General features: G+C 60.2%; 14 protein-coding genes. 11 read left to right on the forward strand and 3 right to left on the reverse strand.

Annotated elements, in window-relative coordinates; genetic code table 11:
* The first annotated feature begins 471 nt into the window (after positions 1 to 471).
* The 7 genes from ACYQ01_RS18120 to ACYQ01_RS18150 are packed head-to-tail and all read left to right on the forward strand — an operon-like array spanning position 472 to position 7,213.
* Positions 472 to 1,032: a 4Fe-4S dicluster domain-containing protein gene (locus tag ACYQ01_RS18120; RefSeq protein ID WP_459935220.1), complete on the forward strand. Its 561-nt coding sequence runs from the start codon at positions 472 to 474 to the stop codon at positions 1,030 to 1,032.
* Positions 1,029 to 1,949 carry a CoB--CoM heterodisulfide reductase iron-sulfur subunit B family protein gene (locus tag ACYQ01_RS18125; RefSeq protein ID WP_459935221.1) on the forward strand — a complete coding sequence of 307 codons (921 nt, stop codon included), beginning with the start codon at positions 1,029 to 1,031 and terminating at the stop codon, positions 1,947 to 1,949. Before ACYQ01_RS18120 ends, ACYQ01_RS18125 begins: the two co-directional genes overlap by 4 nt.
* Complete coding sequence (locus ACYQ01_RS18130) at positions 1,940 to 3,922, forward strand: 4Fe-4S binding protein (RefSeq protein ID WP_459935222.1); 1,983 nt, start codon at positions 1,940 to 1,942, stop codon at positions 3,920 to 3,922. Before ACYQ01_RS18125 ends, ACYQ01_RS18130 begins: the two co-directional genes overlap by 10 nt.
* Positions 3,889 to 4,368, forward strand: a complete 480-nt coding sequence (locus ACYQ01_RS18135; RefSeq protein WP_459935223.1) for a hydrogenase iron-sulfur subunit — start codon at positions 3,889 to 3,891, stop codon at positions 4,366 to 4,368. The genes ACYQ01_RS18130 and ACYQ01_RS18135 overlap by 34 nt, the downstream gene beginning before the upstream one ends.
* A 16-nt stretch (positions 4,369 to 4,384) precedes the next feature.
* On the forward strand, positions 4,385 to 5,335 hold the full coding sequence (locus ACYQ01_RS18140; RefSeq protein ID WP_459935224.1) for a 4Fe-4S dicluster domain-containing protein: 951 nt from the start codon (positions 4,385 to 4,387) through the stop codon (positions 5,333 to 5,335).
* Complete coding sequence (locus ACYQ01_RS18145) at positions 5,329 to 6,384, forward strand: 4Fe-4S dicluster domain-containing protein (RefSeq protein ID WP_459935225.1); 1,056 nt, start codon at positions 5,329 to 5,331, stop codon at positions 6,382 to 6,384. Before ACYQ01_RS18140 ends, ACYQ01_RS18145 begins: the two co-directional genes overlap by 7 nt.
* The gene (locus ACYQ01_RS18150) at positions 6,374 to 7,213 is read left to right on the forward strand and encodes an FAD/NAD(P)-binding protein (protein ID WP_459935226.1); all 840 of its coding nucleotides are present in this window, start codon (positions 6,374 to 6,376) and stop codon (positions 7,211 to 7,213) included. Before ACYQ01_RS18145 ends, ACYQ01_RS18150 begins: the two co-directional genes overlap by 11 nt.
* Positions 7,214 to 7,318: 105 nt before the next feature.
* Here the strand turns inward: ACYQ01_RS18150 and ACYQ01_RS18155 are convergent, their stop codons facing one another.
* The 3 genes from ACYQ01_RS18155 to ACYQ01_RS18165 form a co-directional block, all read right to left on the reverse strand.
* Positions 7,319 to 8,968, reverse strand: a complete 1,650-nt coding sequence (locus tag ACYQ01_RS18155; protein ID WP_459935227.1) for a hypothetical protein — start codon at positions 8,966 to 8,968, stop codon at positions 7,319 to 7,321.
* A 249-nt stretch (positions 8,969 to 9,217) separates the two neighbouring features.
* Positions 9,218 to 9,793, reverse strand: coding sequence for a rubrerythrin (gene rbr, locus ACYQ01_RS18160; RefSeq protein WP_459935228.1), 576 nt, complete (start codon positions 9,791 to 9,793; stop codon positions 9,218 to 9,220).
* 187 nt (positions 9,794 to 9,980) lie between these two features.
* A complete protein-coding gene (locus ACYQ01_RS18165; RefSeq protein WP_459935229.1) occupies positions 9,981 to 11,012 on the reverse strand; it encodes an aldo/keto reductase in 1,032 nt (343 codons plus the stop codon).
* 253 nt (positions 11,013 to 11,265) lie between these two features.
* On the opposite strand from ACYQ01_RS18165, the gene ACYQ01_RS18170 reads away from it, so the two are divergent.
* From ACYQ01_RS18170 to ACYQ01_RS18185, 4 genes are read left to right on the forward strand one after another with little or no spacing between them, the layout of a single operon-like run.
* Complete coding sequence (locus ACYQ01_RS18170) at positions 11,266 to 11,871, forward strand: hypothetical protein (protein ID WP_459935230.1); 606 nt, start codon at positions 11,266 to 11,268, stop codon at positions 11,869 to 11,871.
* 55 nt (positions 11,872 to 11,926) lie between these two features.
* Complete coding sequence (locus ACYQ01_RS18175) at positions 11,927 to 12,946, forward strand: DUF6599 family protein (protein WP_459935231.1); 1,020 nt, start codon at positions 11,927 to 11,929, stop codon at positions 12,944 to 12,946.
* A complete protein-coding gene (locus tag ACYQ01_RS18180; RefSeq protein WP_459935232.1) occupies positions 12,943 to 13,962 on the forward strand; it encodes a DUF362 domain-containing protein in 1,020 nt (339 codons plus the stop codon). The genes ACYQ01_RS18175 and ACYQ01_RS18180 overlap by 4 nt, the downstream gene beginning before the upstream one ends.
* Before the next feature lie 6 nt (positions 13,963 to 13,968).
* On the forward strand, positions 13,969 to 15,702 hold the full coding sequence (locus tag ACYQ01_RS18185) for a 4Fe-4S binding protein (protein WP_459935233.1): 1,734 nt from the start codon (positions 13,969 to 13,971) through the stop codon (positions 15,700 to 15,702).
* Positions 15,703 to 15,734: the final 32 nt, after the last annotated feature.

Here is a 15,734-nt window from a genome sequence, read left to right on the forward strand (position 1 = left end):
TACGGAAGGAGAACCCCGAGCGCCTTCGGACCTCGCCGAACGGTGCTTGGGATTTTTTTCACCTTCCCCCCGTTTTCCCCGAGAAAAGAAAACCTAGCGATGCCGATGGGTTCACAGCTCCCCTCGAAAAGGAAGCTCCTGATACGAAGAGCAGACAAAGCCGATGGGGATTGCCTTTTTATAATTATCCTACTAAAATTTTTACCCGGCAGCGGAGGATTGCTCCTTCGTTGGTGAGTTTGGAGCGTTCCACCACTTTCCCGGGAATTCTTCCCCGGAACCGGCAGAGGCCACTGTCCGCCTCTCGAGAAGCGGCCAGGGCGAGGCGGCCTGTCTCGCTTTTTTCCAATAACCGAAGCTAGCCGGCGCAACCAGCCTGTTTTGTCGGAGCGCTACAGCTTTTGTGCGTCTCGTTTGGTTATTGACGTTGCAAACACTAGTCGTGATCGGTTTAGGTTTGAGGAGAACTGCATGGAAACCATCACCCTCGGCAAAGAGGCCGACCCGGGTCTGATGGAAGAGCTCGAACGCCGGACGGGAACCGATGTATCCCGTTGTTTACAGTGCGGCAAATGCACCGCCGGTTGTCCGATGAACTTCCTGTACGACATCTCGGTCAACCAGGTCATGCGTCTGGCCCGCGAAGGAGACCGCAAGGCGCTCCTGTCGAGCCGGTCCGTCTGGCTCTGCGCCTCGTGCCACACCTGCACTGCGCGCTGCCCGGCCGGCATCGAGCCTTCCGCCATCATGGAAGCCCTTCGCCACATGGCCTTGAGCGAGCAAAAGGCCAGCGAACCCGATCCCCGGATCTTCGCCGACGCCTTTCTGGCCACCCTGAAGCGTTGGGGACGCATGTACGAGATCGAGCTCATGACGCGCTACAATCTCGGTTCGCGTCACCTGCTTTCGGGCACCGATCTTGCGCCCATCGCGCTCTCCAAGGGGAAGCTGCACTTCATGCCCCCGAGGGTTGAAGGCGCCAAAGCCGTCGCCCGCATCGTGGAGCGCTTCCAGGAGGAGCAAAAACGATGAATGCCCCTGTTGTCAGCTACGCCTACTACCCGGGCTGCTCCCAAGAGGGATCCAGCGTGGAGTTCGGCCAGTCGGTCAAGGCCATCAGCGGTCCCCTGGGAATCGAACTCATTGAGATCGACGACTGGACCTGCTGCGGGTCCACCCCGGCGCACAACATCGATTCGAAGCTGAGCGCTGCCTTGTCGGCCAGGAATCTGGTCCAGGCCCAGAAGATGGGCCAGAAACAAGTCACCTCCCCCTGTCCCAGCTGTGTGGCCAACCTGCGCGCCGCGGACCACAAAATGGGCAACCCCGAATTCGCCGAGAAGACCAACAACCTTCTCGACGAGCCCTACGGCGGCGGCGTGGCCACCAAGACCTTCCTTCAGGTCGTGTACGAGGACGTCGGTCCCGACGCCGTGGCCAAAGCCGTGCGCAATCCGCTCAAGGGCCTTTCCGTGGTGTGCTACTACGGCTGCCTGACCACCAGGCCCAACAAGCTCATGGCCTTCGATTCCGAAGAGAACCCGCAGTCCATGGACAAGATCATGGCCGCCTGCGGCGCCAAGGTGTTGGACTTCCCGTTCAAGACCGAATGCTGCGGCGCCTCCATGGCCGTGCCCAAGGGCGAGGTCCTGCCGCCCCTTTCCGGAAGGATCCTCGAGCTGGCGAGCCTGTCCGGCGCCGACGCCATCGTGGTGGCCTGTCCCTTGTGCCAGGTCAACCTCGACATGCGCCGCAACCAGATCCAGGCCGTCACCGGGCAGGTCAACACGCTGCCGGTCATCTACTTCTCTCAACTCGTGGGCTTGGCTCTCGGCCTGTCCGCGTCCGAACTCGGCCTTAGCAAGCTGTGCGTCTCCCCCGATGCCGCGCTGGCGAAGATCGGACAGGAAGCCCCGACTACTCGCAAGGAGTCATCGCCGTGCGCATAGGCGTGTTCGTCTGCCACTGCGGCTCAAACATCGCGGCCAGGGTAAAGGTGGATGAAGTGGCGAAGGCCGCCGCGAATTTCCCCGATGTCGTCTATGCAACCCATGACGTATACACCTGCTCCGAGCCCGGACAGCGCGGCATCCAGCAAGCCATAGTCGAACACAAACTCGACGGCGTGGTGGTGGCCTCCTGTTCGCCCCGCATGCACGAGAACACCTTCCGCAAGGCGGTGGCCAAAGCCGGGCTCAACCCCTACATGTTTGAAATGGCCAACATCCGCGAGCACGTCTCCTGGATCGGCCTCGACACCGACCTCAACACCCGCAAGGCCACCGACTTGGTGCGCATGGCGGCGGCCAAGCTGGTTCGCGACCGCCCGCTTTTGCGCAAGAGCTTCCCGGTGACCCGCAGGGTCATGGTGATCGGCGGCGGCGTGGCCGGCATTCAGGCCGCCCTCGACTGCGCCGACGCCGGCCTGGAAGTCGTCCTGGTGGAGCGCGAATCCTCCATCGGCGGCGTCATGGCCAAGCTCGACAAGACGTTCCCCACCGTGGACTGCTCGTCGTGCGTGCTCGGCCCCAAGATGGTGGACGTGTCCCAGCACCCGCTCATCACCCTGGTGCCCTACTCCGAAGTGGAAGCCGTCACCGGCTACGTGGGCAACTTCACCATCTCGGTGAAACGCAAGGCCTCGTACGTCGACTTCACCAAATGCACCGGCTGCGGCCTGTGCACCGAGAAGTGCCCGAGCAAAAAGACCCCGGACCGCTTCAACGAGTTCGTGGCTCCCACAACGGCCATCAACATCCCGTTCCCCCAGGCCATCCCCAAGGTGGCCGTCATCAATCCCGAGTACTGCATCCAGTTCAAGAAGGGCAAATGCGGCGTGTGCGCGAAGATCTGCCCGGCCGGCGCCATCGACTACAAGATGGAAGACCGGATCGAGACCTTCAACGTGGGCGCCATCGTCGCCGCCACCGGCTACTCCCTCTTCGACGTGACCAAGTACGAGGAATACGGCGCGGGCAAGTACAAAGACGTCATCACCTCGCTGCAGTACGAGCGTCTGCTGAACGCTTCCGGCCCCACCCAGGGCCACGTGAAGCGTCCCTCCGACGGCCGCGAGCCCAAGACCGTGGTGTTCATCTCCTGCGTGGGATCGCGCGATCCCTCCAAGGACCGGCCGTACTGCTCGAACTTCTGCTGCATGTACCAGGCCAAGCAGGCCATCCTGACCAAGGATCACATCCCGGATTCCAAGCAGTACGTGTTCTACATCGACATCCGCGCTCCCAAAAAGGCCTATGAGGAATTCATCCGCCGGGCCCAGGAAGAGTACGGAGTCAACTACATCCGCGGTCGCGTGAGCAAGATCTATCCCATGGGCGACAAGCTCATCGTGCGTTCCGCCGATACCTTGATGGGTCAGCAGGTGGAAGTCGAGGCCGACCTCGTGGTCCTGGCCGCCGGCATCCAGGCCGCCACCGGCGCTTCGAACCTGGCCGAGAAGCTGCGCATCTCCTACGATCACTACGGCTTCTTCGTGGAAGGCCACCCGAAACTGCGTCCCATGGAGACCAACACCGCCGGCGTGTTCCTGGCAGGCGTGTGCCAGGGCCCCAAGGACATCCCGGAATCCGTCGCCCAGGGAAGCGCCGCCGCGGCCAAGGCCATGGTGCTGCTCTCCAAGGACATGCTCGAATCCGATCCGCAGGTTTCGGTGGTCAACCAGTCCCGGTGCATCGGCTGCGGCAAGTGCATCAAGGTGTGCCCGTTCCAGGCCATTAAGGAAGTGACCCTGAGGAACGGCGAGAAAAAGGCCGAGGTTATCGAGACAGTGTGCCAGGGGTGCGGCATTTGCGGCGTCACCTGCCCCCAGAGCGCCATTCAGCTCGAACATTCCAAAGACGATCAGTTATTGGCTGAAGTGGAGGCCTTATGTCGGGCGTGGTCGGTCGAGAGCTGCGAATAATCGGGTTTCTGTGCAACTGGTGCTCCTACGGCGGAGCGGACTCCGCGGGTGTGGGCCGTTTCACCCAGCCCACGGACTTGCGCATCCTCCGCATGCCCTGCACCGGACGAATGGACCCTCTGTTCGCTTTGAAAGCGTTTTTGGGCGGGGCTGACGGCGTGCTTGTCTCCGGCTGTCACCCCAATGATTGCCATTATGCTGAGGGCAACTTCTTCGCCAGGCGGCGCCTGGAAGTGCTGTCGCGCTTCCTGCCCGTTCTCGGCATCGACCCGAAGCGGTTCCATTACACGTGGGTTTCGGCCTCGGAAGGGGCGCGTTGGCAGATGGTGGTGACCAAGTTCACGGAACAGGTCCACGAGCTGGGTCCGATCCGCAAACTCGATCCCGAGCTGGCCATTTGCGCCATCAAGGCCATGGATCAAGCCGCGGCGCAGCCGGGCGCTTGAGTCCAAAGGAGCAACCATGTCGCAACTCGCCTTGCTCAAAGAGGCCATTGAAAAGGCCCTTCCGGATGTCGATCTGGTGCTGGCCTGGCGCAAGGGGCTCGAACCTTTGCGCACCGTGCCCGCACTCGTAAAGAGCGCGCAGGATCTCGAGGATCTGACCTGGAGCCCCCTGTGCGTCAACAACTTAAGCTCCCAGCTCATGCACCACCGCGACAAGAAGCTGGGTATCGTGGTCAAGGGCTGCGACAGCCGTTCCATCATGCAGCTCATGCAGGAAGGTCTGATCAACCGGGAAAGCCTGGTGATCTTCGGCCTGCCCTGCACCGGCGTGGTGGACCTGAAAAAGATCGCCCAGACCGTCGAGATCGACCGTGTGAGCGAAGCCAAGGTCGACGGCGGCCAGCTGACGCTGACCATCGACGGCAAGACCCAGACCCTGCCCGTGGCCGACGTGCTGGCCGACAAATGCCAGGTGTGCAAGTACCCCAATCCCGTGGTGTACGACCACCTGATCGGCTCGCCCGTCGAACCCGCCCCGGTCAAGCCGCTGCCCCAGTACGAGGCCTTCAAGGCCTTGAACGTGGCCGAGCGCTTCGACTACTGGAAATCCCAGATGGAGCGCTGCATCCGCTGCTACGCGTGCCGCAACTCGTGCCCCATGTGCTTCTGCCGCGATGTCTGCCTGGCCGACAGCCGCAACCCGCACTGGCAGAGCCAGGAAGCCAGCGTGCGCGAAAAATGGATGTTCCAGATGGTGCACGCCCTGCACCTGGCCGGACGCTGCACCGAGTGCGGCGAGTGCGAACGCGCTTGCCCGGTGGGCATCCCGCTCATGAACATCAAGCGCGAAATGAGCGGCATCATCAAGGATCTGTTCAACTATGAGGCCGGCATCGATCCCAATGCGGCCGTCCCCCTGATGACCTTCCAGGTGGTCGAGGAAAGGATCAAGGAAACGGAATGGTAACCGCAACCACTCGCTTCTTGAGCGCGCAGGCCATCCCCGCCTGGCTGGCGGATATGGCTGCCCGCATGGCTGTGTACGCGCCCATGCGCCTGGAGGGCCGGACCTCGTTCGGACTCTACGACGCGGGCAAGGAGCTCGACCTGGAGGGCGAATCCGTTTCTCCGCCCAAACAGGCCGTGTTTCCGCAGACCAAAACCCTTCTGCGGTACGCCTACACGCGTAACCCTGAAAATCCCGAAGACAAGCTTCTGGAAATCGTGCCCGAGGTGGATACCTCGCCGGCGCTGGTTTTCGGCGCTCGTCCCTGCGGGGCCAAGGGGTTCACGACCTACAACCAGGTGTTCGCGGGCAAGGGTGTCCAGGATCCCTATTACAAGTCGCGCCGTGAAAACACCACCATCGTGACCATCGCCTGCGACAGCCCGCGCAAGACCTGCTTTTGCAACTGGGTCGGCGGCGGTCCCGATGATACCGAAGGTTCCGACGTGCTGTTGGTGCCCGTGGCCGGCGGTTACGCCGCCCAGGGCATCACCGAGAAAGGCCAGGCCCTCATCGGCCAGGCTCCTTTCGCGGACGGCGCGGACAAGGCCGACGAAGCCGCGGCCGTATGCGCCAAGGCCAAGGAAGCCATGGAGCCCGCCAAGGACATCTCCAAGATCGGCGATGCCTTGAAGGACCTGTTCCCGAACCTTGAGTTCTGGGACAAGATGACCTCGGGCTGCGTGGGGTGCGGCGCCTGCACCTACCTGTGCCCCACCTGCTATTGTTTCAACATTACCGACGAGTCCGACGGCCAGGCCGGGGCGCGCATACGCACCTGGGACTCGTGCATGACGGCCACCTACTCCCTGGAGGCCAGCGGCCACAACCCCAGGCCCACCAAGGCCTACCGGCTGCGCAACCGCATCGGCCACAAGTTCTGGTATCATCCCAAGAACCACGGCGGGACCATCTCCTGTTGCGGCTGCGGGCGCTGCACCAAATACTGCCCCGGGGGCGTGGACCTCAGGTACATCATTCAGGAGGCGCTGAAGCTCCATGAAGGCTGAAAACGTCAATCCCTTTCTCCCGGAGAAGGCGATCATCGTCGAGACGGAGATCGAGAATTCCCTGGTGAAGACGTTCAGGGTGGTTCTGGAGGACGAAGAGCGCATGAAAGCCTTCTCCTTCAAACCCGGCCAGGTGGGCCAGCTCTCGGCGTTCGGCGTCGGCGAGTCCACTTTCGTCATCAACTCCCCGCCGACCCGCATGGACTATCTGCAGTTCTCGGTCATGCGCACCGGCGAGGTGACCCACCGCCTGCACACGCTTAGCGCGGGCGACCGCATCGGCGTGCGCGCGCCGTTGGGCAACAGCTTCGACGTCGAGGGGATGAAGGGCAAGAACATTGTCTTCATCGGCGGCGGCATCGGCATGGCCCCCCTGCGCACCCTGCTGCTCTACGTGCTGGACAACCGCAAGGACTACGGCGACATCACCGTCATCTACGGCTCCAAGAGCCCGGACGACTTCTGCTTCAAGAAGGATCTGGACGACTGGAACGCCCGCGACGACATGAAGTTGATCGAGACCATCGACAACACGTGCACCCTGTGGACCAAATGCGTGGGTCTGGTGCCCAACGTGCTGCTGGACGAGAATCCCAGCCCGGAAAACACCGTGGCCGTGACCTGCGGCCCGCCCATCATGATCCGGTTCACGCTGCAGGCCCTGCAGAAGCTGAACTTCCAGGACGACCAGATCATCACCACCCTGGAGCGGCGCATGAAGTGCGGCGTCGGCCTGTGCGGCCGCTGCAACCTGGGCGAGAAGTACATCTGCGTGGACGGCCCGGTGTTCACCATGGCCCAGCTCAAGGAACTGCCGAACGAACTGTAAAAAACAACCGCCCGCGGGTGACCGTGGGCGGTTGAGAGATTGAAAAAGGGGCCGAACCTTGAGGTTCGGCCCCTTTTTTTAATATTCAATCACATATATAGATAGTTATAGCTTGCGACGCTTTGTTCCATATGTATCCAAATGTTTACCACAGTAACATATAATAATTTTGTTCTCTTTGTCAAGCTTTGCAAAATGAATTCGCAAATAGCTTTCCCGTTTTCCACCTTTTATATGAGGACTACAATTTATAACATCTCCGTCATAATCATACATCCTCTGCCTCATTAACTTTTTATTTGTTTGAGTTTGACTACTTTCCGACAAAGCAATGTCAATACCTGTTGTTTCTTTAAATTTTTTAACAATATCACAGCTTTTTTCAGAATAAAACAAACCATGAAGTGTTGTACCAATTTCAAAAACCATCCGCCAAGCTGAACAAACGCAACAATAGTCATCACGCCCTGAAAAGCTCTCGGCAGAATCAAAAGCGCTTTCGTGAACTACAATTTTATCACTTAACAATTTTGATAATATTCTAAGGACATCTACAACAGATGCAGGCAGCCTTTGGACTACAAGACCATCCGCTGTGCTTTCACTAACATTCTTGCCATCATTACACCTAAGCAGGGCAGACTTGACATCCTTAAGCTCCTGCTCGAGCCTATCGTACATTTCCACAAACAATTTAGACTCTTCCCTGCACTCTTCCAACTCTTCATTCTTTTTATTTAACTCGTCATTTTTACAATCCAATTCACCTTTATACAGACCTATTTCATCTTTACTGTCTACATGAATCATCTTTAATCTTTCAAACGCAGCGATCCGCCTTCTATGTATAACATCTGAAACTGATAAAATATCATTTGGAATAAATGTCTTGAAATTTCTAGACAAACCCACGCCAAGCTGCCAAAGAACCTCCTCTTGACCTAATAATTCAATTTGGCTCTGCACAAAATATCTATGCCTCGTAGATGACACACCAGACGAAACACTTGAAAAAATTCGAAGCATCCCAGGACGCAACGACAACTCCGCCGGGACATATGAGTTAAACTCTGCCAAACATTCAACAGGCAAATGATATACATTCGCATTCCCAATTACAATCCCCTGCAATTGCTCCAAATCAATTAAACTCTTGTTTTGCAAGTCAGTTACAAGCACGACAAAAGGAAACACCCTAGACCTGTTCAAAATTCCATCGGCCAAAATCCTCATATTACCAATATAGCACTCATTTACATGCGATTGTAGCCCAACATCACTTTTTACGCATTGATATGCAGATACAATATTTTTTACAACACGTGGAACTGAAAACTGAGGCTCATCGGGTAGTTGCCCAACCCAGCCTTCAAAAACAGCATGTTTCAAAACACATGTAAATCTAATACAACCATCGCTTTTCCGAGTTAAAGAAATTACTATACACCACAACCTTGATCGCTCACTCGAATCTTTATGTATGAATTCAACAAGCCAATTTTCCGGATCAGCCTTAGATCGATCCCCCTTGTTTATTGCCACTCTAAAAAATGAATCACCAACTTGCTCTTGCCCTTCACTACCAAATTTGAACCACGGATGAAGCGATAGACTAAGCCTCCCGCAAACTGCACTATGCGCTTTAAGCCAATTAAATATAATATTTTGGATTTTATTCATCTTCAAACCACCACTTGAAACAATATCAAACGCACACTTATAATGCACCACGGAAGATATTGGCATTATTAGCATCAAAACCTCCACCATTATATAATTTTAACAAACCGTCACACCCAACAAACATACAAATTTTAATATTAACCCGACAACCAAAAGTCCAATTTTAAATTAATTTTTTATCACTGAAAATCATTTACGTAAAAATCTTGACTGAAGATCAAACGACAAAATCAGATACTTATCTTCATGACAAGAGGCCCCGGACAACTTTCGTCGTCCGGGGCCTCTTCATTAACTCAATATTTCAAATCCTCAGCGCGTCTACCAATTCTCTTCCAGCACCTGGAAGTAGGCTTGCGGGTGCGCGCAGGCCGGGCAGCTGGTCGGGGCTTCGGCGCCGGTGTGGTTGTAGCCGCAGTTGCGACACTTCCAGACGATTTCGTGGTCCTTTTTGAAGACCGTGCCGTTTTCGATGTTGGCCACCATGGCGCGATAGCGTTTTTCGTGGAACGCTTCGACCTTGGCGATGTTTTCGAACACCACCGCGATGGCTTCGAAGCCTTCCTCGCGGGCGATCTTGGCCGCTTCGGGATAGAGAATGGAGGTTTCCTCGTGCTCGCCGGCGGCGGCGTGCTTCAGGTTTTCCAGCGTGGTTTTGATGATGCCGGCCGGATAGGTGGCGGTGATTTCCACATCCCCACCTTCAAGGAACTTGAAGAACCGCTTGGCGTGTTCTTTTTCCTGCTCGGCGGTTTCCAGAAAGATGCCGGCAATCTGTTCGTACCCTTCCTTCTTGGCCACACTGGCGAAGAAGGTATAGCGGCTGCGGGCCTGGGACTCGCCGGCGAACGAGGCCAGCAGGTTCTTTTCGGTCTTGGTTCCCTTGATGGATTTCATACGCTTCTCCCTTTGGGTTTCTGACTGAGGTTATTAAGAATAATCACGCGGGGTCCAAGGTCTAGCAGCCTGTTCAAAAAACTTGCTGGCAAGGCGCGAGAAAAAGTCAAGCCCGAACCGGTATCGACGCGGGGGCGGGTTTGGTTTTTCGCAAACCGCTCAGCCGGCGAAAACCTGCAACACGCCGCTAGAACCCAGCCGCGCTCCTGTGGGCGTCGTACAGGGCCAGGTGCTCCCGGAGCATGTCCGGTATCGGCAGCCCGTAGGGGCACTTTTCCAGACACTGGCCACAATCTTGGCACAACCGCACGCTCTCCATGTTCTTGGCGGCGAAACGCGCAGCCGTGGCCGGCGACATGCGTATGGCCAGCACCTTGTACATCATGGCCGGGGTGATGAGCACCCCGTGGGGACATGGCTGGCAGTATTCGCAACGACGACAGAAGCGCCCGCCCAGTTCGTCGCGGTACCGCTGCATCTCGGCCAGCACGCCTTCGTCCACCACGTTGGGCCGCTGATAGAGATCCAACACTTCGTCCAGGCCTTCGACCGAGTCAAATCCCGGCAGGGGAATGCACTCGGGGTGCTGGCGCAGAAAGGCGAAGGCCACGGACGCGGAATCGATCATCCCGCCGGCAAAGGGTTTCATGGCCAGATAGCCCATGCCGTTGGCCTGGGTCTTGGGCGCGAGTTCTTTCAGGGCGTCGGTCTCAATGAAGTTCAGGGGAAACTGGATGGTGGAAAACAACCCCGACTCCACAAGCTTCACGGCCATGGACAGACTGTGCGAACTCACGCCCAGACGCCGAATCTTGCCGGCGTCCTTGGCCCGCATCAGGGCGTTATACGCCCCGCCGGGGGCCAGAAGGGCTTCCAGCTCGGCCTCGCGCGAGAGCTGGTGGCACTGGTAGATGTCCACGTAGTCGGTACGCAGGGCCTTGAGGCTCTGTTCCAGGTGCTCCAGCGCCGGCCCGGCCGTGCGCTGGGCCGTCTTGGTGGCAAGCACCACCTGGTGCCGGACCCCGCCCGCCAGGGCTTCTCCGAGTTTTTCCTCACTGTCCAGGTACATGTTGGCGGTGTCGAACAGGGTGACGCCGCGGTCCAGGGCGTGATGAACCACGCGCACGGCCTGCTGGCGATCCAGGCGAATGAGGGGAATGCCTCCGAATCCAACTTCCGATACGCGAAGACCCGTACTTCCGAGATCAAGGTAGTGCATGACCGCTCCTCGAAGGAAAGGGGGGACAAGAGGGCGAGAAAGATCGGGCGGGGCGCCGGTTCTCGCCCGAGGCGGCAGGAGGCCAGAATGTCGACAAACACCAAAGCCTTGCCCGACTGCGACAAATCCTATCCCCAACCTCTTCCGCATGCAAGGCGCCGGACTTGCGCGGAGGGCAAAAAACCGCCTTGACCCCGTTTCATGCTGGATTTAAAAACCAGATCATCGATTGTAAATACAGAGGAAACACTCCATGGGTCGCTTTGTTGCTCTGCTTGTCGTCTTGAGCCTTGCGACGGGTTCCAGCCAGGCACTTGCCGCCAGCGAAAGAGCCCAGGCCCTGCGGGAGGAGAACGATCTCGTCCGGTTCACCCCGCCGGAGAGTTTTCTTCAGGGCGGCTTCATCGCCTCTGAAATGTCTCCGGACTTTGTGTACGGCCCAGTGGCGACCTTCGCCTCCGGCCGGGAGTGTCCCACCACCTGGCTCATCGAAAAAGACGCCAAGCTCCGGGCGGACAAGGCCGATCCGGCCCATCCCGTGGAATACACCCTGTACCTTGAAGAAGACTGTCCCGACAAAACGCTTTATTATGTCTTTCTCGACCAAAGCGGCTTCACGCCGCAACAATGGCTCGAGTGGCGACGAGCGTTCCACAAGCGCAAGGCCGAGTCCGAATACGCGGCGGTAACGGCCAAGCTCGAAAAGGCCCTGCGGGACGGCGTGGCCGTACGGGGCGAATTGCGTTTCCTGGTTCGAGACGGCGAGGTGATGCCGGTCGAGCCCGAAAAGCTGACGGGAACCGAACTCAAGATGGAGCCGCTTTACGACTTGAAGCGGGAAAAGCGCCTGCCCAAGTAAGCGTTCGCGGGACGAATCGGACGCGTGGACGGCCCCGGCCCCAAGGAGAAGCCACATGGCGCGGGCGAAAAAACGTGTGAACGCGCGGGAGAGCCGCATGGCCCTGGCCGTGTTGGCGGTTCTGTGCTGCGTGGCCGCCTGGCTTTTCTGGAAACAGGCCGCGTTCAATCCGGCGGTCACCGCCTCCCTGACCCGGACGACGTCTTTCGCGACGACCGGTCAAAGCGCGCCCGAAACCTCGGCCGGCGCGACCATGTTGACCCGGCTTGCCGATGCGACGCCGCTTGGTCCGGCCGAAGCCTGGAACCGGGACACCCTCTCGGACAAGATCGACGGCAAGGCCGAACTCTACCTGGCCTCGGGTTTCAAGGGCATGCATTCGCGTCCCTTTTCCCTGCCGGGCCTGGACGCGCGGGTGGAAGTCAGCGTCTACGAAATGGAATCCGCAAAGGACGCCTTTGCCGTGGAAAGCGGGCAACGCCGAGCGGACGCCGCCGAGTCTCGGGTGTCTTCCGGGGCCTACGCCACGCAAAACGCCCTGTTTTTCACCAGCGGTCCCTACTATGTGGAGATGGTGGCGGACAAGGCCGCGCCGGACCTGCGCGCCAGACTCGAAAAGGCCGCCGCCTCCCTGCTCGCGGCCCTGCCGGCGACGAAACAAAGCGCGCCGCTGGCCGAGGCCGATCTGCTGCCCCGGGAAGGACGCACCGACTCCAGCATGCGCATGACCGTTTCCGACGCCTTCGGTCTGGAAGGCTTTTCCAATGTCTTCACCGCAGACTACTCCCTGGCCGGCGCCGAGGTCACCGGCTACGCGACCATGCGCGAGACGCCTGAACAGGCCCAGGCCCAGGCCCGGGCCTTTGCGGATTTTTTGACGGCCAACGGCTACGTTCCCGTGAAGGACCCGCAGTTGCCCGCCGCGGCGAAACTTTTCACCCTGGAAAACATGGCCTTCGAGACGGTGATCGTCTCCGGGAACGTTCTGGCGGGAGCGCACGAAGCCACCAGCCGCCAAGCCGCCCTGCACCTCACCGCCGCTCTGGCCAAAATCCTCAGCGAGCGCACCCCGTGAACGACGACCCTGAGACAAAACCCGCCCGCCAACAACCGGACGCCCTGGACCGACGCGACTTTCTCAAACGCGTCGGCGCGGCCTCGGTCCTGGCCGTGGCCTCGGCCAGCGCGGGACTGTGGCTCTACGACGCGCAAGGCCCGCATGCCGCGCCGCCCTCCAACGTCCTCACCACCCTGGGCGATTTCTCGATTCCCGGACACCCTTCGGCCATGGCCGTGGCCCGCGGAACGGACCGGGCCATACTCTTCGACAAGGCCATGGCCGCTCTGGGCGGTCTGGAACGGTTCGTGGCCAAGGGCGACCGCGTGCTGGTCAAAGTGAACGCGGCCTTCGCCACTCCGGCCTCCTTGGGCGCCACCTCCAACCCGGAACTGGTGGGCGCCGTTGTGGAACGGTGCAAAAAAGCCGGAGCCGAACGGGTGTTCGTCACGGACAATCCCATCAACAGCCCGGAAGCCTGTTTCGAAATTTCCGGCATCGGACCGGCCACGCGCCGGGCCGGAGGCAACGTCCTCGCGCCCGCGGCGGGACTTTTCTCCCCCTTGAGCCTGACGAACGGCAAGCTCCTGCGCGACTGGCCGGTGCTGGCCGGGGCGTTCCGAGGCGTTACCAAGCTCATCGTGGTCTCGCCGGTCAAGGACCACCACAGGGCCGGCGCCTCCATGACCCTGAAAAACCTGTACGGATTTCTGGGAGGCAAACGCAACGTCTTCCATCAGGACATCAACACCATCGTGACCGAACTTTCCCTCATGGTGCGGCCCACCCTGTCCGTGCTCGACGGGGTCAACGTCATGATGACCAACGGCCCCACCGGGGGATCGCTTTCCGACCTCAAGGCCGAAAACGTCCTGGCCGTCTCCACCGACCCGGTGGCCGCCGACGCCTTCGGCCTGACCCTGCTCGGCCGGTCCCTGGCGGACGTGCCCTACGTGCTCATGGCCCAACAGGCGGGAGCCGGCAACGCCGACCTCAAGGCCGTAAACCCCGTGTTTCTGGACGCCGGAACCTAGGACCCCATGCGTATCGTCACCGCAAGGCGCATCAGCCAATCGTTTTTCCTGGCCCTGTTCTTCTGGTTCTGCCTGGTGACCACCCTGGGCGACCAGTGGTGGCGGCTGCGGGGTTGGCCGGTCAACTGGATTCTCAGTCTCGACCCCCTGACGGTCCTATCCACGGTTTTTTCCACCGGCACGCTCTACGCCCCTCTGGCTTGGGCCCTGGCGTGTGTCGTGCTCACGGTCTTCGTGGGGCGATTCTTCTGCGGCTTCGCCTGTCCCATGGGCGCGCTCAACCAGTTCGTGGGATGGCTATCCCTGCGCAAGGCCGGACGCCGGGAACTCGTGGAGGCCAACCGGGCGCGCAACGGTCGAGCATTCAAGTATTTTCTGCTGATCTTCCTGCTGGGCTGCGCCCTGACCGGCTCGGTGCAATCCGGGCTTTTCGACCCCCTGCCCCTGCTCTTTCGCTCGGTAAACCTGACCCTGACCCCGCTCGCGGATCACGGATACGGCGTGCTGTACGACGGACCGCGCTTTTACGCCGGGGCATGGCTCACCTTCGCCGTGCTGGCCGTCATCCTGGCCCTCAATCTGGTGGTCCCGCGCTTTTTCTGCCGCTTTCTCTGCCCGCTGGGAGCGCTCTTCGGGCTCTTGTCGCGTTTTGCCCCCTGGCGCATCGGCAAAAGCCGCGACAATTGCGGGGACTGCCGCATCTGCGAGGAGCGCTGCGAAGGGGCGTGCACTCCTTCGGGGCGTATCGTCACCGGCGAATGCCTCATGTGCATGAACTGCCTGGACCGCTGCCCGGCCGGACGCATCGGCTTTTCCCCCAAGGCCTCGGCCGGCGGCGAAGCCCCCCTGCCCGACATCGGACGCCGCGGCGTGGTGCTGGGCGCGGCGGGTCTTTTGGCCGGTCCCCTGTGGCGGGTGGGGGCCGTGGCGGCGTCGGATCACGACCCGGGCCTCATCCGGCCGCCGGGGAGCCTGGATGAAGAGCGCTTCCTGGCCCGGTGCATCCGCTGCGGGCAGTGCATGCGAATCTGTCCCGGCAACCTTCTCCAGCCGGACTTCCTGCGCTCGGGCATACAGGGCCTTTGGACGCCCACCGCCAACTTCCGCATAGGACGCAGCGGCTGCCAGCCCAATTGCGTGGCCTGCGGCCAGGTTTGCCCCACCGCGGCCATACGGCCCCTGACCCCGGACGAAAAATTCGGCCTGGGGGACTTCACCGACCAAGGCCCGGTGCGCATGGGCCTGGCCCTGGTGGACCGCACCCGCTGCCTGCCCTGGGCCATGGACCGGCCTTGTATCGTCTGCCAGGAGCTGTGCCCCGTAAGTCCGAAGGCCATCTACACCCGCACGTCCTTCGAACCGGTGCGCGGAGGCCGGATGCGCCTGACCGGGGCCGCCCCGAACCGGGCCGACCTGCCGCACCTCTTTACCGGCGCGCCCAACCTGGCCGGCGGCGATTACGCGCTGCGCCCGGCCGGCGACGACAAGGCCGTTCCCCGACGTATCGTCGCGGCATCCGGGACATCCTTGCACCTGGAGCAATCCGCCCCCCCCGAATGGACGCCGACAACAGGCGACGAAGCGGAAATCGTGGTCCGCCTGCAACGGCCGTACGTGGACCCGGCCCGGTGCGTGGGCTGCGGCATGTGCGAACACGAATGCCCGGTTTCCGGGCTGCGGGCCATCCGCATCACCAGTGAAAACGAATCGCGCTCCCGTCAGGGCCGCATGCTGCTTTAGGGCGGTTCCGGGAGACACACCAGGAGGTCGGC

The sequence above is a fragment of the Fundidesulfovibrio butyratiphilus genome, from assembly GCF_054657235.1.

What these genes read in the sequence shown, in the direction of transcription:
- ACYQ01_RS18120 (WP_459935220.1), top strand. Translation starts at nt 472, where the DNA reads ATGGAAACCATCACCCTCGGCAAAGAGGCCGACCCGGGTCTGATGGAA.
- ACYQ01_RS18125 (WP_459935221.1), top strand. Translation starts at nt 1,029, where the DNA reads ATGAATGCCCCTGTTGTCAGCTACGCCTACTACCCGGGCTGCTCCCAA.
- ACYQ01_RS18135 (WP_459935223.1), top strand. Translation starts at nt 3,889, where the DNA reads ATGTCGGGCGTGGTCGGTCGAGAGCTGCGAATAATCGGGTTTCTGTGC.
- ACYQ01_RS18140 (WP_459935224.1), top strand. Translation starts at nt 4,385, where the DNA reads ATGTCGCAACTCGCCTTGCTCAAAGAGGCCATTGAAAAGGCCCTTCCG.
- ACYQ01_RS18145 (WP_459935225.1), top strand. Translation starts at nt 5,329, where the DNA reads ATGGTAACCGCAACCACTCGCTTCTTGAGCGCGCAGGCCATCCCCGCC.
- ACYQ01_RS18150 (WP_459935226.1), top strand. Translation starts at nt 6,374, where the DNA reads ATGAAGGCTGAAAACGTCAATCCCTTTCTCCCGGAGAAGGCGATCATC.
- ACYQ01_RS18155 (WP_459935227.1), bottom strand. Translation starts at nt 8,968, where the DNA reads ATGCTAATAATGCCAATATCTTCCGTGGTGCATTATAAGTGTGCGTTT.
- rbr (WP_459935228.1), bottom strand. Translation starts at nt 9,793, where the DNA reads ATGAAATCCATCAAGGGAACCAAGACCGAAAAGAACCTGCTGGCCTCG.
- ACYQ01_RS18165 (WP_459935229.1), bottom strand. Translation starts at nt 11,012, where the DNA reads ATGCACTACCTTGATCTCGGAAGTACGGGTCTTCGCGTATCGGAAGTT.
- ACYQ01_RS18170 (WP_459935230.1), top strand. Translation starts at nt 11,266, where the DNA reads ATGGGTCGCTTTGTTGCTCTGCTTGTCGTCTTGAGCCTTGCGACGGGT.
- ACYQ01_RS18175 (WP_459935231.1), top strand. Translation starts at nt 11,927, where the DNA reads ATGGCGCGGGCGAAAAAACGTGTGAACGCGCGGGAGAGCCGCATGGCC.
- ACYQ01_RS18185 (WP_459935233.1), top strand. Translation starts at nt 13,969, where the DNA reads ATGCGTATCGTCACCGCAAGGCGCATCAGCCAATCGTTTTTCCTGGCC.